Source organism: Microvirga ossetica (assembly GCF_002741015.1).
GTDB classification, from domain to species: domain Bacteria; phylum Pseudomonadota; class Alphaproteobacteria; order Rhizobiales; family Beijerinckiaceae; genus Microvirga; species Microvirga ossetica.
In genome coordinates, this window is sequence record NZ_CP016616.1 from 725,930 (window position 1) to 740,737 (window position 14,808).

A 14,808-nucleotide genomic window follows, 5' to 3' on the forward strand; every position below is an offset into this window, starting at 1 on the left:
CGCTGAGACCACCCATGAAAACGTGCTGGATGTGCAAGCGTTCACGCGAAGCGACTGATTTCCCCAGGCAATTTAGAGACCGCCGACCAGAAGCTGCTGACAGGCTTGGACCAGAACAGCAGACGGAACCGGCTTTTCGATCCAGGTGACATGGTGGAACTCGGCCAGAAGCTGACGGTCCTCATGATGCCCCGAGTAGATCAGGAACGGCACTCCATGGCGGCTTAGTTCCAGGGCAATCTCGCGGCACGAACCATCCTTCAGTGCCGCATCCAGAATGGCAGTCTGAGGTGTGCCTGTCTGAAGCCACTCCAGGGCGGCAGAGCAGGTCGTGAAAGGACCAGCCACCGCATAGCCTGCATCCTGCAACTCATCATGGAGATTGAAGGCAATGAGGGCCTCGTCCTCCAAGACGAGGACAAGCGGCTTGCTGCCTGCGAGCTTAGTCATGCGGTCCGCCTACGGCCATCTGCCTTGAATCTAAACTGAACCCCTAAACTTGGCCATTGAGATTATGGTGAAGCAGCAGTGGTCGGCGGCATGAACCAAGCGGCTATGCCTTGATGACAAAAAAGAACCCGGCTGCTCTCAGGAGCGCCGGGTCGAGCAATCTCTCGCAAGTCGTGGACCCGCTGCACAAGGGGAATGCGGGGATAAGGGGTCCGTCTGCTCAACTAATCCTATACTCACCTGAGAGTTCCATTCGCTGTTCCATCCGAGACGACTAACATCACGACGTTATAGCTGCTGACGAGGAGAGTTCCATGCGAGCATCGTATCTTCTTGCTCTGGCTAAGGCTTTATCCAGCGATACGGCTGATTACAGCGCCAGGACTGGCAATCGCCGGTTTCGTCGCGGTCGGGAACAGGCAAGTACCTGATGTGTGAAAATCCGACGTTCTTCCCGTTATCCACAGCCACTCGCGAATATGGTTAACAATGTGGTTAACGGTTTCTCAGCGCCTCGCTACTTTTACCGAGGCGGTGATTTGGAGGCGACGATGGGGAGCATCAGCGAGGGCGGAAGTCGGGTGTCGCTGGTGTCTGATGAGGAACTTCTGCGGACCATCGGCGAGGACCTTCGCAGCTTCTATGCCGACATCATCTGCCAGCCTTTGCCGCCGAAGATTGAGGCTGCATTGGCTCGCATTGATCATGCCCGAAGCCAAAGCAGTAACGTGGGCCGACCTGCACCACACTGGGCTCAGTCTTCATCTAGGGTTTAGACACTCGCAGCAACCGTGATCGCAAGGATGAGGGATGCAGCGAGGACGCTGTACTCAGCCCATGTGTGCCATTGCGGCTTGCTGTGAAAATTCACTTCACCAAGCATTACGATCCTCCATCAGGAGTCGCCCCTTGGCCTGCCGATTCATGTTCTCGAATTGTTCTCAATCTACACCGGAGGCCGCAAGGGTCAAGTTTTTGCGAGCGTCTTCACCAACAGCGGTGTTTGTGCAATCGCCAAACCTTCACCCAGCAGACTTGACCATTTTAAGGGTTGAAGCGGCAGTCTATCCCGTAGCCAGCGCCGCTTTGGTCACACTGTCAGGTCCAAGTTCAGCCTCACCAGTGATGTCCAGAAGGGAGGCCAGCTTTGAGCGAGCACAGTTGACACGGCTTTTGACCGTGCCGACCGCTACTTGATTGCTGGGCTTGGTCGTTTGCAGCGGGACATGGATAATTGAGCCGTCAGACTGTGCCCCAGAGTGGCCGATGAGGTTTACGGAGGCAGATCACTCCTGAACCGAGGAACATCAAATGATCTCAATAGTTGAGGCGCATGCCTTGGTTTTACCGCCATATTCGACAGGGCGACCAGCTTATCCATGACACTGATGGGATTGAGCTTACCGACCTCGACGCGGATCGGGCGGATGCCCTTGAAGGCATCCGAGACATTCTGGCAGAAGCTATCAAACGCGGGAACGATGTTCCGCTTGACGATGCCATCGTCATAACCAACAAGGCCGGTCGGGAGTTGATGACGATTCCGTTCATTGAGGCCCTGCCCCCACGCCTGCGCGGAGCGGCCTGAGGCTGGCAAGGGTCAAGCTCGGGAGAGACCCGAGCCGAGAGGAAATGGACGAAGGCGGGACAACATGGCGTCCCAAAGCCAGTTTCGTCCTTGTAGCGCTCTTATTCTCTTCTAAGATCATTAGAGAACACCGGTCCTCGAACTTAGCAGGGGTACGCGCGTGTCACATCCACTCATTTTGCCAAGCTCGAACCACATGGCCCCCTCTCCGATGAGGAGAAGCAAGTGATCCAGCAGATCACGTCTCGGGTGACCACCTACAAGGCGCATGAGGAGGTGGTGCCCGAGGGCAGCACCCAGTCCCACAGCAGTCTCGTTCTTAAGGGCTTTGCTGCCCGTCACCAGCATCTGGCTGGTGGGAAACGGCAGATCACGGCTTTTCACGTCCCCGGCGATTTTATGGACCTCCACAGCTTCCTCCTCAAGAAGATGGAGGACGGTGTTGGTGCGCTCACACCCTGCACGGTGGCTGCCGTCCCGCACAGTGATCTTCGCGAGATTACGAAGAACTATCCCTACCTCACTCGGGTGCTCTGGCTCACGACACTCATTGACGCTGCGGTGCATCGCACATGGATCATGACGCTCGGACGAATGGATGCTCGCAACCGGGTGGCGCACTTTCTGTGTGAGATGCACGACCGCCTCGAAGCCGTGGGCCTGACGAAGGACCACGGCTATGACCTGCGGATCACTCAAGAAGAGTTGGGCGATGCCTTCGGGCTTACGACCGTCCACGTCAACCGCATCTTGCAAGAACTCCGGGGCGACGGGTTGATCACCTCACGCGGAAAGAGTGTGGTTATCAATGATTGGGAGCGCCTTCAGAAGGAAGGCCAATACAATCCTGACTACCTACACCTAAGCCAGCAAATCGAGCGGGACTGACTGCATTCATTTACCCAGAAACTGAGCGATGGTCGGGGCTGCACTGACTGATCGTATGCTCAATGGACCGGGCCGCCTCGACGCGGCCCATGCTCAGGATGCGCAGACAAAGCTTTGGACTATCACCGCGCCCAAGCACCAGTTAGAGCCTCGGACCGGAAATGAGACTCCTGGCTTCTGTGCGAGGCCGAGCTGTGATTCACTGCCTGGACTGGGAGGTGGATTATGGGTCATTGCTATTCCCTGGATCTGCGGGTGCGCGTCGCCGACTTTGTCGATGCAGGTCATTCCTGCCGGGCGGCAGCCCAGCACTTTGACGTCAGCGAGAGTTTCGCCATCAAGCTGGTGCAGCGGAAGCGGCGGTTCGGCTCGCCGGCACCGGCCCGGCAAGGCCGTCCGCCCGGACGCAGCAAGCTGGTGCCCTATGAGAGCTTCTTGATCCAGACGGTCGAGGCCGAGCCGGCCATCACCATGCCCGAGCTGGCCGCAAGGCTGCTGACTGAGCATGGGATCGTTGCGGCTCCCGCGATGCTCTCGCGCTTCCTGTGCCGGCACGGCTTCTCATATAAAAAAATGCCTGATGGCGGCGGAGTGCGCACGCGCCGATGTGCGGGATGAGCGCCGGGTCTGGCATGCCCAGCGCCAGCCGCGCATGCGCCAGGAGACGCACCGGCTGGTGTTCCTGGACGAGACGTATGTCAACACCAAGATGACGCGCCTGCGCGGGCGGAGCCGCAGGGGCCAGCGCCTACGCATGAAAGCTCCCTTTGGACACTGGAAAACCCATACCTTTCTGGCTGGGCTACGGTGCAACGAGTTGTGCGCGCCGTGGATCATCGATGGCCCGATCACCCGGTTGGCGTTCGAGGCTTACATTGAGACGCAGCTCGCGCCGACGCTGCGCAAAGGCGATGTGGTGATCCTCGACAACCTGGCTGTCCACAAGAGCGAGAAGGCCGCTCAGTGTCTGAAGCAACGCGGAGCCTGGTTCCTGTTTTTACCTGCTTATTCGCCTGATCTTAATCCAATTGAACAGGCCTTTGCCAAGATCAAAGCGCACTTGCGCAAGGCCGAGGCCCGAACGTTCGACGCGCTCTGGCGAGCGCTCGGTGAGATCTGCAACCTGTTCGAACCACAAGAGTGCTGGAACTACCTTAAGGCTGCCGGATATGCGTCCGTTTAACCGTCCGATGCTCTAACTCTCTGAAATCATTGAACCGGCTGTCTGATCCCAAAATGCTCAGTGGCAGCCTCCTTGAGGAGCGCTTTGTGAATTTCGTCTATCAGCCGATCACCGATGCAAAAGGCCACGTCTTGGGTATTTTCGTTCAGGACAGCGACGTCGCGACAGACTACGGATGCACGGGCCCGCGAGGCCCTCGTATTCTCCCTGGTCGGGGCATCCCGCCGGGAGGTGGCGATGGCGCGCCTGATGGAGATCGCAGCCGTGGGTATCCTTGCCGCCGCAGTCGGAGGAACGGCTGGCCTCATCGGCGGCTGGTGGCTGACAACCGAGGCCATGCATATCCCGTGGGAACCGGGGCTACTTCCCTTCGCTCTCCCTCTGGTTCTTGGCATTCTCGCCGCGGGAGCAGCAGGAGTGTTCGCCGGTACAGGCTCCCTGCCCCGCGGGCGTGGAGAAATCGCGCGACGATTGAGCGCCTGATCCTCCTCCTATGGATCGGGCTTAGTGCCGGTGGGGATGCGAGTGCGGCCGGAGCAGGGCTCGGCGGCCTCGCAGGGATCCTGTCGCCTGGAGCAGTATGCTGCCGGACTCATTTCAAGCGAAGATCGGGATTATCATGCCCACTCGTTCCGTATGCTGTGCAGGGAACACACTGGGAGCTGCTCACGGGCTACAGTCCCATTGACTCTCCCAGGCTGCAAAGGAGACCACGATGCAAATGGACCATGCCGGTCGGAGCGCTACGATCGGCTCGGGTCGGGTATGGGCCCCGATGATGAGGCTCGCTGGCCTGTTTTTGGCGGGAGCTGTCCTTTTGACCATCATGCTCGTCGGGCTCTTCATTGTACTGCCCGTCATGCTGATCGGCGGCATCGCCCTATCCTTCTATCTCCGGCGTCGGCTGCGCCGGGCGCAACGAAGGCAGCCCGAAGATGGTGTTATCGATGCGGAATATACCGTCATTGAACACCGCTAAGGATGAATGTGCCCCAGGGGATGATAGTCAGGCCTTGAACCCGGTCTTCCCACCCCCACATTCGCTTACCGGGGTCCGGGCCCCTCTGGCAGTCTTCTCCAGACTGCGATGTCGGACTCTCTCACCTGAGGAGCAGTGGAACTGCTCCGCATTTGGGAGATGACTGTGACGTCTTATTCCTACGTATCACCCCACCATGAGGCCTTTTCTCGCGCTAACGAAACACGTGTGCGTCTCGATACCCTGGCGCGGTTTCTCGACGGCGCTGTCCGCGTTCCGGGAACCAACATTCGCTTCGGCGCGGACGCGCTCCTGAATTTGATCCCGGGTGTCGGCACGCTAACCTCAAAGGGCATGTCGGCCTACCTGATCTGGGAGGCGCGCCGCCTGGGCGTACCCATGTCGACGCTCCTGCGCATGATGGGCAATGTCGGCGTTGACTTCGTGATCAGCGCCATTCCACTCGTGGGCTGGGTCGGCGACGTGTTCTACCGCTCGAACCTGCGCAACATGGATCTGCTCCGCAGGCATTTGGACAAGGCGCATCCGGTGCCGAACCGCTTCCAACGCTGACAGCATCCGCGATGAGCGCCGGATCAGGCGCTCGTCAGCCTGCTTCAGTGTCGTTCAGAAAGTAACAAGATGAACAACCCGAACACCGCACCCAACTTTCGCAATCTTGCGATTGTGGCCGCAGTCATGTCCCTGCTGTCGCTGTTCTACTTCCAAAACACGACGCGACCGCAACCTGATCAGCTCCCTTACTCGGCGTTCATCACGGCAGTCGACCAGGGCGAGATCCGTTCCGTCACCATCCAGGGGCAGGAGGTGATCGCCGAGCGCTTCGCGGGCGGCACCGTCACCACCTATGTTCCACAAGGTGCTGGCCTCATCGCTCAACTGCAGCAAAAGAGTGTCGTGATCAAAGCAGAGCCGCCGCCGCAGCCGAGCCTGCTTGGTAGCCTGCTGCTGTCGCTGCTGCCGTTTGCCTTGATGATCGGCATCGTCGTCTGGCTGTCCCGTAACGCCATGAACAAGCAGGGTGGCGGCCTGATGTCCATCGGCAAGTCCAAGGCGAAGCTCCTCACCGAAGCGCATGGCCGCGTGACGTTTGATGAGGTGGCCGGCATCGACGAGGCCAAGGAGGACCTGCAGGAGGTCGTGGAGTTCCTGCGCGATCCGCAGAAATTCCAGCGCCTCGGCGGCCGCATTCCGCGCGGCGTGCTGCTCGTCGGCCCTCCCGGCACCGGCAAGACCCTGACGGCGCGTGCGGTCGCAGGCGAGGCCAACGTGCCCTTCTTCACCATCTCGGGCTCGGACTTCGTCGAGATGTTCGTCGGCGTCGGCGCCTCCCGCGTGCGCGACATGTTCGAGCAGGCGAAGAAGAACGCCCCCTGCATCATCTTCATCGACGAGATCGACGCGGTCGGCCGCCATCGCGGCGCCGGCCTCGGCGGCGGCAACGACGAGCGCGAGCAGACCCTCAACCAGCTGCTGGTCGAGATGGACGGCTTCGAGGCCAACGAGGGCGTGATCATCATTGCCGCCACCAACCGTCCCGACGTGCTCGATCCGGCGCTGCTGCGCCCGGGCCGCTTCGACCGCCAGATCGTCGTTCCCAACCCGGACGTGGTCGGCCGCGAGAAGATCCTGCGCGTCCATGTGCGCAAGGTGCCCTTGGCTCCCGACGTGGACCTGAAGATCATCGCTCGCGGCACTCCCGGCTTCTCGGGCGCGGACCTGATGAACCTCGTCAACGAGGCGGCTTTGCTCGCCGCCCGGCGCGGCAAGCGCATCGTCACGATGAAGGAGTTCGAGGACGCCAAGGACAAGGTGATGATGGGCGCCGAGCGCCGCACTCTCGTCATGACCGACGACGAGAAGCGCCTGACCGCCTATCACGAGGCCGGCCATGCGGTCGTGGCCCTGAACGTCCCGGCGACCGATCCGGTCCACAAGGCGACGATCATTCCGCGCGGCCGCGCGCTCGGCATGGTCATGCAGCTCCCTGAGCGCGACAAGCTGTCCATGTCCTACGAGCAGATGACCTCGCGGCTTGCCATCATGATGGGCGGCCGCATCGCCGAGGAAATGATCTTCGGCCACGACAAGGTGACCTCCGGCGCCCAGTCGGACATCGAGCAGGCGACGCGTCTTGCCCGCATGATGGTGACCCGCTGGGGCTTCTCGCCCGAACTCGGCACGGTGGCCTATGGCGAGAACCAGGAAGAGGTCTTCCTCGGCATGTCCATGGGGCGCCAGCAGAATGTGTCCGAGGCGACGGCCCAGAAGATCGACTCGGAAGTCCGCCGCCTGGTCGAGGACGGGCTCAACGATGCCCGCCGCATTCTGACCGAGAAGCAGCACGAGCTCGAGGCCCTGGCCCGCGGCCTCCTGGAATACGAGACCCTGTCGGGCGAGGAGATCCGCAACCTCCTCGACGGCCAGCCCCCCGTGCGCGATACCGGCGACACGGTGACTCCGAGCCGCGGCTCCGCTGTTCCCACCGCCGGCCGTGGCCGGCCGCGGGAGAGCGACGGAGGACTGGTTCCTCAGCTACAGAGTTAAACCAAAGGTGAGAACGCGACGGCTTCGACCGCACTCGCCTTTTCTTTTCAGTTCCTCGTCTGGTGGGGGGTAAAAATTTTATCCGTGCTGGATTACTTCGGCGATCAGCTCCGTATACGGGTCATGAACGTCATGAACGACGCCAAGCGCATGGATGTCATTGGACTGCTCGGGCCCTTGCGGCGCATTGCTCACTCGCTGGCACGGGATGAGAGCCAAGCCGGGAACTTGGTGCAGGACACCCTTGTTCGAGCCTATGAGCGGCGAAGCTCGTTCCGCCCGGGTGGCAATCTGCGTGGTTGGCTGCTCTCGATCCTGCACAACACCTTCATCGATCACCGACGGCGTCACGTGGCGGAGTTCCGTCGCCTGGAGCAGGCTGCTGCTGGTGCCGAGACAGCGGCTCCACCGACCAGGAAAGCCGGGTGCGGCTCCAGCCCCAACCTTGGTACGCTTCGACAAGGCCAAGGCGGTCTACTGGCAGACCGGCCCTGTCGCCTGCGCACTGACTGGGACCGGCGGCGACAAAGTACTGGAGCGGGCAGCCCTGCGGCTGTCGCGCCAGCTTCCGTAAACCTCAGGAGAAAACATCCATGAACACTCCCTATGCCTGGCAGACCGCCACAGCTCGCCCGAGCGGCGCCATCTTCGATGAAGGCCTGCGACAGCACATGCTGCGGGTCTACAACTACATGGGCATCGGGCTCGTCCTCACGGGACTGGTCGCCTTCTTTGTCGCCTCGACCCCGGCCCTCTACGTGCCGATCTTCCAGACGCCGTTGAAATGGGTCGTGATGCTGGCGCCGCTCGCCTTTATCTTCTTCTTCTCGTTTCGCATGCACGCCATGTCGGCGGCCAGCGCCCAGATGGCCTTTTGGGCCTTCTGCGCCGTGATGGGCCTGTCGCTGGCCTCTGTGTTCCTGGTGTTCACCGGGGCGAGCATTGCGCGCACCTTCTTCATCACTGCCACCATGTTCGGTGCCACCAGTCTCTACGGCTACACGACCAAGCGGGATCTCTCGAAGTTCGGCTCGTTCCTGATCATGGGCCTGATCGGCATCATCATCGCATCGCTGGTCAACATCTTCGTCGGCTCCAGCCTGCTGCAGTTCGCGATTTCGATCATCGGCGTGCTCGTGTTCACGGGCCTCACCGCCTACGACACGCAGAACATCAAGGAACAGTATGCGGAAGGCTTCGGGCATGAGGCCAACAACAAGATGGCCGTGTTCGGCGCGCTCTCCCTCTACCTGAACTTCATCAACATCTTCCAGCTCCTCCTCAGCCTCACCGGGCAGCGGCAAGAGTAACTCCCTGCCCCACAGCTACATTTGATAGTAAGGATTGCCCTTCATGGACCATCAGGATCGTCAGGCCATTGAACAGCTCTTCGGCAAGCTGGCCCAGGTCGAGAGCCAGTCTGCAGCCCCGGATGCACAGGCGGCGGAATTCATCCGCTCACGGATCGGCCAGCAGCCGAATGCGCCGTACTACATGGCCCAGACCATCGTGGTGCAGGAGCAGGCGCTGAGTGTTGCTCATGGCCGCATCCAGCAACTCGAGCAGGAACTCGCCAGCCGTCCGGCCAGTGGAGGCGGCTTCCTCTCCGGTCTCTTCGGCGGGGGCCAGACCCGTCCCCAGCCGCATCAGCCTTACCAGCCGCAGCCGATGCAGGGCCTGCCCCCGCACATGGCGCCCGGCATGGTTCCTGGTATGGGAGGCATGGCTCCCGCTCGTGGCGGCGGCTTCCTGGCTGGTGCAGCCCAGACGGCCATGGGCGTCGCCGGTGGCGTGCTCATCGGCAACATGATCGCCGGCGCCTTCTCAGGCGGGGACGAGGCGAAAGCGGCAGATGCCGGTCAGGCCGAGCCGCAGCAGGCCGCGGCCGAAGACAGCGGTGATACCGGCGAAGACTTCGGCTTCGATGAAGCCTAAGCCTTGATCGCAAATCAGGCGGCGGGGCTCAGGGCTGGGTTCCGCCGCCCATATGGCATAGCAGCACTGTGAGGACTGCGATCCGGTGGAGAACGTCGCAGTGCAGGGCGAGAAGGTGACGCTGCGCAACATGGACGTGGCGCAGCTCGATGGGATGACGGCGTTCACCAACGACACCAACGCCTTCCGTAAGCTCGACGCTACCTAACAGCTTAGCCTGACGCAGCAGTGATCCCCTAAGCTTCTGCGGCGGTTTAGGGCCTGCTTCAAACCTGGTGGGCTCCTGGCGTCGCCGCGAGGCGCCTTTATCGCGGAAGCCACGAACCTGAGGAGTACGACGGATATGGCCAGTTTCGACGATCGCAGGGATACCTTCGAAAGGAAATTTGCTCACGACGAGGAGCTGCTGTTCAGGGCGACTGCCCGTCGCAACAAGCTGTTCGGTCTTTGGGCCGCCCAGCAGCTCGGCAAGACCGGTACGGATGCCGAGGCCTATGCGAAGGCTGTTGTCGTGGCGGATTTCGAGGAAGCCGGCGATGCCGACGTCATCCGCAAGGTGCGCCAGGATTTCGAGGCCGCCGGCAAGACTGCCAACGATGCTGAGCTGGCTAGTGTCCTGTCCGGCCTGATGAATGAAGCCATCGAGCAGATCAAAGAAGGATCGTAAGGCTCCTTGCCCGAGACCGTCTCGCCGTTTCAAGACCGTCAAAAGCTTCCTGAAGGAGCTTTAGGCTGTTGAACCGATGATCGCTTCTGGCGATCATCGGCCAACCGGTTCCCAGTAAGTCAACTCACAGTCGCCGCTGGCAGGGCTGCCGACGAACTCTTGACCATCCCCCACTCGCATTGCTTCATGTGACCCAATAGACAGGACCATGCCCGACCCTTCGAGTAGTCTCGCGACCGTCGCGTTAGCCGACGGCGACGCCGAACCGCGACAACGATTTTCCGAGGTCCTGAGAGGCCTCGCAGCTCGGCCGGTCCCCGTCATCAGTATTGGTGACGTGCTGAATGCCTTTGGCGACCGGGCCTTTGGTGCCCTGATGCTTCTCTTCGCCGCCCCCAACATGCTGCCGCTCCCGCCGGGTATGTCGGCGCTTCTGGGAGCGCCGCTCCTCTTCATCACCGCCCAGCTCATGCTCGGGCGCGCCACCTTGTGGATGCCGCGCGTCATCCGCGAGCGGTCGATCTCGCGGGACTTCTTCGCCCTGCTGACGGCGAAGCTCAGCCCCATCCTGCACCGGGCGGAGCGTTTCCTTCAGCCTCGGATCAGCATGCTGCTCCATCCGGTCCCGGAGCGGATCGTCGGCGCGGCCTGCCTGCTCCTTGCGATCATCCTTTTCCTGCCGATCCCGTTCGGCAACATTCCGCCTGCCTTTGCCATCGCGGCTTTTGCGCTCGGGATCCTGGAGCGGGATGGCTTCGCCACGATCATCGGTTGGCTCGCGACGATCGGCAGCGTCCTGATCCTGGCCGCGATTTCGTCTGCAATCATTGCCGGGATCCGCGCCTTTCTCGAACAGTTGTGGGTTCTCATTGGATGATTAACCCGGCCGGACCCCTGCGGCGGCAACGTTGACAACTTTGGAGCGGCGCCACGCGCGCCGGAAGACCCTTGCTCGAACTCGGCATAGCCATCCTGCTGATCGGCCTGAACGGCCTTTTTGCACTGTCCGAACTGTCCATTGTCTCGGCCCGCAAGGCCCGCCTGAAGAACATGGCTGACAGCGGTCGCGCGGGCGCCGCCACAGCCCTCAGGCTGGCGGAGGACCCCGGACGGTTCCTGTCGACGGTCCAGATCGGCATCACTCTCGTCGGCATCCTGGCAGGCGCGTTCTCCGGCGCGGCGCTTGGCGATCGCCTCACCCAGATCCTGCTCGATCAGGGCATGCCCGAGCGCGCCGCCGAGCCACTCGGCTACGGCCTCGTGATCGGCTTCATCACCTATCTCTCGGTCGTGGTGGGCGAGCTCGTGCCCAAGCATCTGGCGTTGAAGAACGCCGAGGGGATCGCCTGTACGGTCGCACCGCTCATGGCGCTGATCTCCCGGATCGGGGCTCCCGTGGTCTGGCTGCTCGATGCCTCGACCAAGCTGATCTTCCGCCTCTTCGGCCAGAGCACGGCATCCGACAGCATGGTGACCGAGGAAGAGATCAAGACCATCATGGCCGAGGCGGAGACCGCCGGTGTGATCGAGACGGACGAGCGCAAGATGATCGCGGGTGTCATGCGCCTGGGCGACCGGGCAGTGCGTGGCGTGATGACGCCGCGCACCGATGTCGACTGGATCGATGTCGACGACACAGCAGCCGAGATCCGCGAGGTTCTGATCACCACCGCCCATTCCCGTCTTCCGGTGGCCCAGGGGCACCCCGATAATATGCTGGGCGTCGTGCAGGCGCGGGAACTCCTGGCCGCCTCGCTGCGCGACGAGCCCCTCGACATTCGGGCCCATATCCGCAAGGCCCCGATCATCCCCGACACCCTCGACGCGCTCGATGCCCTGGAGGTGCTGCGGCGGGCCGAGGTGCCGATGGCGCTCGTGCACGATGAGTACGGCCACTTCGACGGCATCGTCACCCCGGCCGACATCCTCGATGCCATCGCGGGGGCATTCCGCTCGGATGAGGGAACAGCCGAGCCGGAAGCCATGCAGCGCGAGGACGGCTCCTGGTTGCTCGCGGGCTGGATGCCGGCGGACGAAATGGCCGATCAGCTTGGGATCGCCCTGCCCGAACGGCGTGACTACGAAACCGTCGCCGGCCTAGTGATCGGCGAGCTCCAGCACCTTCCCAGCACCGGCGAAGCCGTCGAGACCCTGGGCTGGCGTTTCGAGGTTGTCGACCTCGACGGCAGGCGCATCGACAAGGTGCTGGCCTCCCGGATCGAGACCCAGGAAGCGGCCTGATCATGCACAAGCGCGTTGTTCCGATTGTTGGGATAATCCTTTACCCGCTCGGCGCACAGGCAGCGGCCTCCAAGCTGGAGCAGGCGATCTTCCGGCCCCGATTCCCTGCGGAGCACTTCGTCCTGCAAAGCGCAGGCGACGGTGACCATCTCCGGTTCGAGATCAAAGTCCGCCGCACCGGCGAGACCTTTCCGTATCGGGTAAATGTCGACCGCCGTAGCGGGGAAGGCGCGATTGAGGCCATCGCCGACGGTCAAGGGCAGAACACCGGGATCCGATCGACCTTCAAGCTGTACGACCTCAAGGGGCTGAATACCTCCGCGTCGCAGGAGATCAGTCATGTGTCCTTCTACCATCTCGGTCGGGCCTTCGTTGACATTCGCCTACGCGAGCGCCGCAATCCCGAACCTTACACCTCCCCTCCCTCGGGCGTCTGGCGCGTCAGCGACTGCCGGACCGACCAGCCGCTGCGGGCTTGCAAGGTGCCGCACGACCGGAAACCGAAAACACGGCAGTCGTCCCTGGCTTCGATGTTTTCCCATTGAAAGGAATTCCTGAATGATCCGCTTGAACCATCTCCCGGCACTGGCAGTCGTCCTCGCCGGCTCGCTTGCGATCCCGGCGGGCGTTGCCTTGGCCCAGAGCAACAGTGTCTATCGCAGCGCGGACGCGGTCGCGGGCAAGTCCGAGCGTCTGGGGGTGTACGGCAACGTGCAAAAGGATTGCACGCCCGGTCCCCTGCCGACCGTGCGTGTGGTGACCCCGCCGAAGCATGGCGAGTTGAACGTGCGCAGCGGAACCCTGAAGGTGGGCCGGATCACCCGCTGCCCCAAGCTGGCGCCGAAGGCACAAGGGATCTTCTACAAGGCCAACTCCAGCTACAAGGGTCCTGACGAGGTCAGCTACGAGGTCAGGTCGGCCAGCGGCAAGGTGGAGGCCCATACCGTCAGGATCACGGTGAAGGACGCATCGCCGGCAGACGCCAAGCCGACCCAGGACACCGATCCCGACCTGTGAGGACGAAGCCGATGTGCAGACCCTCGTCTCCTCCGCGCTGAAGCATCCTGCCGCAAGGACTGCGTCACGCGGTCCTTCGTGATGCCTATGGGGCAATGGCACCCAAGCGGGCGCCGACGGCCTCCAGGATCATGCGGTGGGCCCGCTCGACGATCTCGTCCAGGGAGCGTGTCTTGACGAACATGCCTGAGGCCCGCGCGCCGATCTCCTCCCGGGTCGGAAGGTGCGGCAGATGTACATGGGCCAGCACCTCGTGGGCCCTGTGCTGCGCCGCCGCGATCCTTGCCCGAAGGTCGGCAAGACCCGGCGTGGTTTGCAGCGCCTGGTTCAGCCGGGAAGAGATCGCCTCGACGTTGAACGTGGCGACGACATCCTTCGCAGCGCGGTCGATCACCCGCGAGCCGAGCTTCTGCTCGTTCCTGAGCACCGCCTCGGGCGGGCTCTTGAGGTCCCACACCACGCCGAGCCAGGAGAGCACCTTGATGATGTAGAAGGTCGGATCGATCTCCCACCAGCGGAAGCCCTGGCGCACGCTCGCCTGATAGGCATGATGGTTGTTGTGCCAACCCTCGCCCATGGTGAAGAAGGCGAGCAGCCAGTTGTTGCGGGAGTCGTCACCCGTCACGTATCGCTTCGAGCCGTGCACGTGGGCGAGCGAGTTGATGCAGAAGGTGGCATGATAAACCGCCACCGTGCTCCAGAAGAAGCCGACGATGAGGCCCGACCAGCCCACAATCAGGAACGTGATCACGGCCAGCACGACCGCAGGCAGCAGCTCGTACTTATGGAGCCACATCAGCTCCGGATACTTGGTGAGGTCGCCGACCTTGACGAGATCGACCGTGTCGTGCTTGCGGGCGAAGATCCAGCCTACATGGGCAAAGATAAAGCCGGTGTGCCGGGGTGAATGGACGTCATGCCCGGTATCGGAGAACAGGTGGTGGTGCCGGTGCTTGGCGGCCCACCACAGCACGCTCTTTTGGGCGGAACTCTGGGCCAAACAGGCGAGAATGAACTGGAACACGCGACTCGTGACATAGGAGCGATGCGAAAAGTAGCGATGGTAGCCGGCCGTGATCCCGAACATCCGTAGCCAGTACAGGACGATGCCGAGCACGACTGCCTCCCCGGTCACGCCGGACCAGATCGCCGCAAAACACGCCAGGTGAACCAAGATGAAGGATATCGTCTGCGGATAGACGATATCGTCGTGATCATGATGATCATCATGCAGATGCGTGGGCGGGATTGCAGAACTCATTCCAAACTCGTGTTGGCATAGGTGGAAGTTG

General features: G+C 62.0%; 18 protein-coding genes and 1 pseudogene. 16 read left to right on the plus strand and 3 right to left on the minus strand.

Annotated features, from left to right (window positions below; all coding sequences use genetic code 11):
- Positions 1 to 72 precede the first annotated feature (72 nt).
- Positions 73 to 450 carry a response regulator gene (locus BB934_RS03285; protein ID WP_099508358.1) on the minus strand — a complete coding sequence of 126 codons (378 nt, stop codon included), beginning with the start codon at positions 448 to 450 and terminating at the stop codon, positions 73 to 75.
- A gap of 1,333 nt (positions 451 to 1,783) precedes the next feature.
- On the opposite strand from BB934_RS03285, the gene BB934_RS03295 reads away from it, so the two are divergent.
- The 7 genes and pseudogenes from BB934_RS03295 (at position 1,784) to ftsH (ending at position 7,656) form a co-directional block, all read left to right on the plus strand.
- Positions 1,784 to 2,038, plus strand: a complete 255-nt coding sequence (locus tag BB934_RS03295) for a DUF6894 family protein (protein WP_099508359.1) — start codon at positions 1,784 to 1,786, stop codon at positions 2,036 to 2,038.
- A gap of 225 nt (positions 2,039 to 2,263) precedes the next feature.
- Positions 2,264 to 2,926, plus strand: a complete 663-nt coding sequence (locus BB934_RS03300; RefSeq protein WP_099508360.1) for a Crp/Fnr family transcriptional regulator — start codon at positions 2,264 to 2,266, stop codon at positions 2,924 to 2,926.
- A 225-nt stretch (positions 2,927 to 3,151) separates the two neighbouring features.
- A pseudogene (locus tag BB934_RS03305) lies at positions 3,152 to 4,109 on the plus strand (IS630 family transposase).
- A gap of 114 nt (positions 4,110 to 4,223) precedes the next feature.
- Positions 4,224 to 4,592, plus strand: a complete 369-nt coding sequence (locus BB934_RS03310) for an FtsX-like permease family protein (protein WP_099508361.1) — start codon at positions 4,224 to 4,226, stop codon at positions 4,590 to 4,592.
- A 232-nt stretch (positions 4,593 to 4,824) separates the two neighbouring features.
- Positions 4,825 to 5,088 (plus strand): hypothetical protein, encoded by a 264-nt coding sequence (locus BB934_RS03315; RefSeq protein ID WP_099508362.1) that lies wholly within the window; start codon positions 4,825 to 4,827, stop codon positions 5,086 to 5,088.
- A gap of 228 nt (positions 5,089 to 5,316) precedes the next feature.
- Positions 5,317 to 5,661, plus strand: a complete 345-nt coding sequence (locus BB934_RS03320; protein ID WP_157934006.1) for a DUF4112 domain-containing protein — start codon at positions 5,317 to 5,319, stop codon at positions 5,659 to 5,661.
- A gap of 69 nt (positions 5,662 to 5,730) precedes the next feature.
- The gene (ftsH, locus tag BB934_RS03325; protein ID WP_099508364.1) at positions 5,731 to 7,656 is read left to right on the plus strand and encodes an ATP-dependent zinc metalloprotease FtsH; all 1,926 of its coding nucleotides are present in this window, start codon (positions 5,731 to 5,733) and stop codon (positions 7,654 to 7,656) included.
- A 78-nt stretch (positions 7,657 to 7,734) separates the two neighbouring features.
- Here the strand turns inward: ftsH and BB934_RS50515 are convergent, their stop codons facing one another.
- Positions 7,735 to 8,007, minus strand: coding sequence for a hypothetical protein (locus BB934_RS50515; RefSeq protein ID WP_335645634.1), 273 nt, complete (start codon positions 8,005 to 8,007; stop codon positions 7,735 to 7,737).
- Here BB934_RS50515 and BB934_RS50520 point away from each other — a divergent pair.
- From BB934_RS50520 to BB934_RS03365, 9 genes are all read left to right on the plus strand, one after another.
- Complete coding sequence (locus tag BB934_RS50520) at positions 7,888 to 8,253, plus strand: sigma factor (protein ID WP_335645623.1); 366 nt, start codon at positions 7,888 to 7,890, stop codon at positions 8,251 to 8,253. The genes BB934_RS50515 and BB934_RS50520 overlap by 120 nt on opposite strands.
- Positions 8,250 to 8,966, plus strand: coding sequence for a Bax inhibitor-1/YccA family protein (locus tag BB934_RS03335; RefSeq protein WP_099508365.1), 717 nt, complete (start codon positions 8,250 to 8,252; stop codon positions 8,964 to 8,966). The genes BB934_RS50520 and BB934_RS03335 overlap by 4 nt, the downstream gene beginning before the upstream one ends.
- A 43-nt stretch (positions 8,967 to 9,009) precedes the next feature.
- Positions 9,010 to 9,591 carry a DUF2076 domain-containing protein gene (locus BB934_RS03340; RefSeq protein ID WP_099512605.1) on the plus strand — a complete coding sequence of 194 codons (582 nt, stop codon included), beginning with the start codon at positions 9,010 to 9,012 and terminating at the stop codon, positions 9,589 to 9,591.
- An 85-nt stretch (positions 9,592 to 9,676) separates the two neighbouring features.
- Positions 9,677 to 9,799 carry a hypothetical protein gene (locus BB934_RS50195; RefSeq protein WP_257792368.1) on the plus strand — a complete coding sequence of 41 codons (123 nt, stop codon included), beginning with the start codon at positions 9,677 to 9,679 and terminating at the stop codon, positions 9,797 to 9,799.
- Between the two features lie 135 nt (positions 9,800 to 9,934).
- Complete coding sequence (locus tag BB934_RS03345; RefSeq protein ID WP_099508366.1) at positions 9,935 to 10,258, plus strand: DUF1476 domain-containing protein; 324 nt, start codon at positions 9,935 to 9,937, stop codon at positions 10,256 to 10,258.
- Between the two features lie 208 nt (positions 10,259 to 10,466).
- Entirely contained in the window at positions 10,467 to 11,135 is a 669-nt protein-coding gene (locus BB934_RS03350) for an exopolysaccharide biosynthesis protein (RefSeq protein ID WP_099508367.1), read from the plus strand.
- A gap of 71 nt (positions 11,136 to 11,206) precedes the next feature.
- On the plus strand, positions 11,207 to 12,499 hold the full coding sequence (locus BB934_RS03355; RefSeq protein ID WP_099508368.1) for a hemolysin family protein: 1,293 nt from the start codon (positions 11,207 to 11,209) through the stop codon (positions 12,497 to 12,499).
- A 2-nt stretch (positions 12,500 to 12,501) separates the two neighbouring features.
- The gene (locus BB934_RS03360) at positions 12,502 to 13,044 is read left to right on the plus strand and encodes a hypothetical protein (RefSeq protein WP_099508369.1); all 543 of its coding nucleotides are present in this window, start codon (positions 12,502 to 12,504) and stop codon (positions 13,042 to 13,044) included.
- Between the two features lie 13 nt (positions 13,045 to 13,057).
- Positions 13,058 to 13,516 carry a 4-aminobutyrate aminotransferase gene (locus tag BB934_RS03365; protein ID WP_099508370.1) on the plus strand — a complete coding sequence of 153 codons (459 nt, stop codon included), beginning with the start codon at positions 13,058 to 13,060 and terminating at the stop codon, positions 13,514 to 13,516.
- Positions 13,517 to 13,601: 85 nt separating this feature from the next.
- Here BB934_RS03365 and BB934_RS03370 read toward each other — a convergent pair whose 3' ends face one another.
- Positions 13,602 to 14,777: an acyl-CoA desaturase gene (locus BB934_RS03370; protein WP_099508371.1), complete on the minus strand. Its 1,176-nt coding sequence runs from the start codon at positions 14,775 to 14,777 to the stop codon at positions 13,602 to 13,604.
- Positions 14,778 to 14,808: the final 31 nt, after the last annotated feature.

Coding starts and splice junctions, on each gene's coding strand:
- BB934_RS03285 (WP_099508358.1), bottom strand. CDS start 450: ATGACTAAGCTCGCAGGCAGCAAGCCGCTTGTCCTCGTCTTGGAGGAC.
- BB934_RS03295 (WP_099508359.1), top strand. CDS start 1,784: ATGCCTTGGTTTTACCGCCATATTCGACAGGGCGACCAGCTTATCCAT.
- BB934_RS03310 (WP_099508361.1), top strand. CDS start 4,224: ATGCAAAAGGCCACGTCTTGGGTATTTTCGTTCAGGACAGCGACGTCG.
- BB934_RS03315 (WP_099508362.1), top strand. CDS start 4,825: ATGCAAATGGACCATGCCGGTCGGAGCGCTACGATCGGCTCGGGTCGG.
- ftsH (WP_099508364.1), top strand. CDS start 5,731: ATGAACAACCCGAACACCGCACCCAACTTTCGCAATCTTGCGATTGTG.
- BB934_RS03335 (WP_099508365.1), top strand. CDS start 8,250: ATGAACACTCCCTATGCCTGGCAGACCGCCACAGCTCGCCCGAGCGGC.
- BB934_RS03340 (WP_099512605.1), top strand. CDS start 9,010: ATGGACCATCAGGATCGTCAGGCCATTGAACAGCTCTTCGGCAAGCTG.
- BB934_RS03345 (WP_099508366.1), top strand. CDS start 9,935: ATGGCCAGTTTCGACGATCGCAGGGATACCTTCGAAAGGAAATTTGCT.
- BB934_RS03350 (WP_099508367.1), top strand. CDS start 10,467: ATGCCCGACCCTTCGAGTAGTCTCGCGACCGTCGCGTTAGCCGACGGC.
- BB934_RS03360 (WP_099508369.1), top strand. CDS start 12,502: ATGCACAAGCGCGTTGTTCCGATTGTTGGGATAATCCTTTACCCGCTC.
- BB934_RS03365 (WP_099508370.1), top strand. CDS start 13,058: ATGATCCGCTTGAACCATCTCCCGGCACTGGCAGTCGTCCTCGCCGGC.
- BB934_RS03370 (WP_099508371.1), bottom strand. CDS start 14,777: ATGAGTTCTGCAATCCCGCCCACGCATCTGCATGATGATCATCATGAT.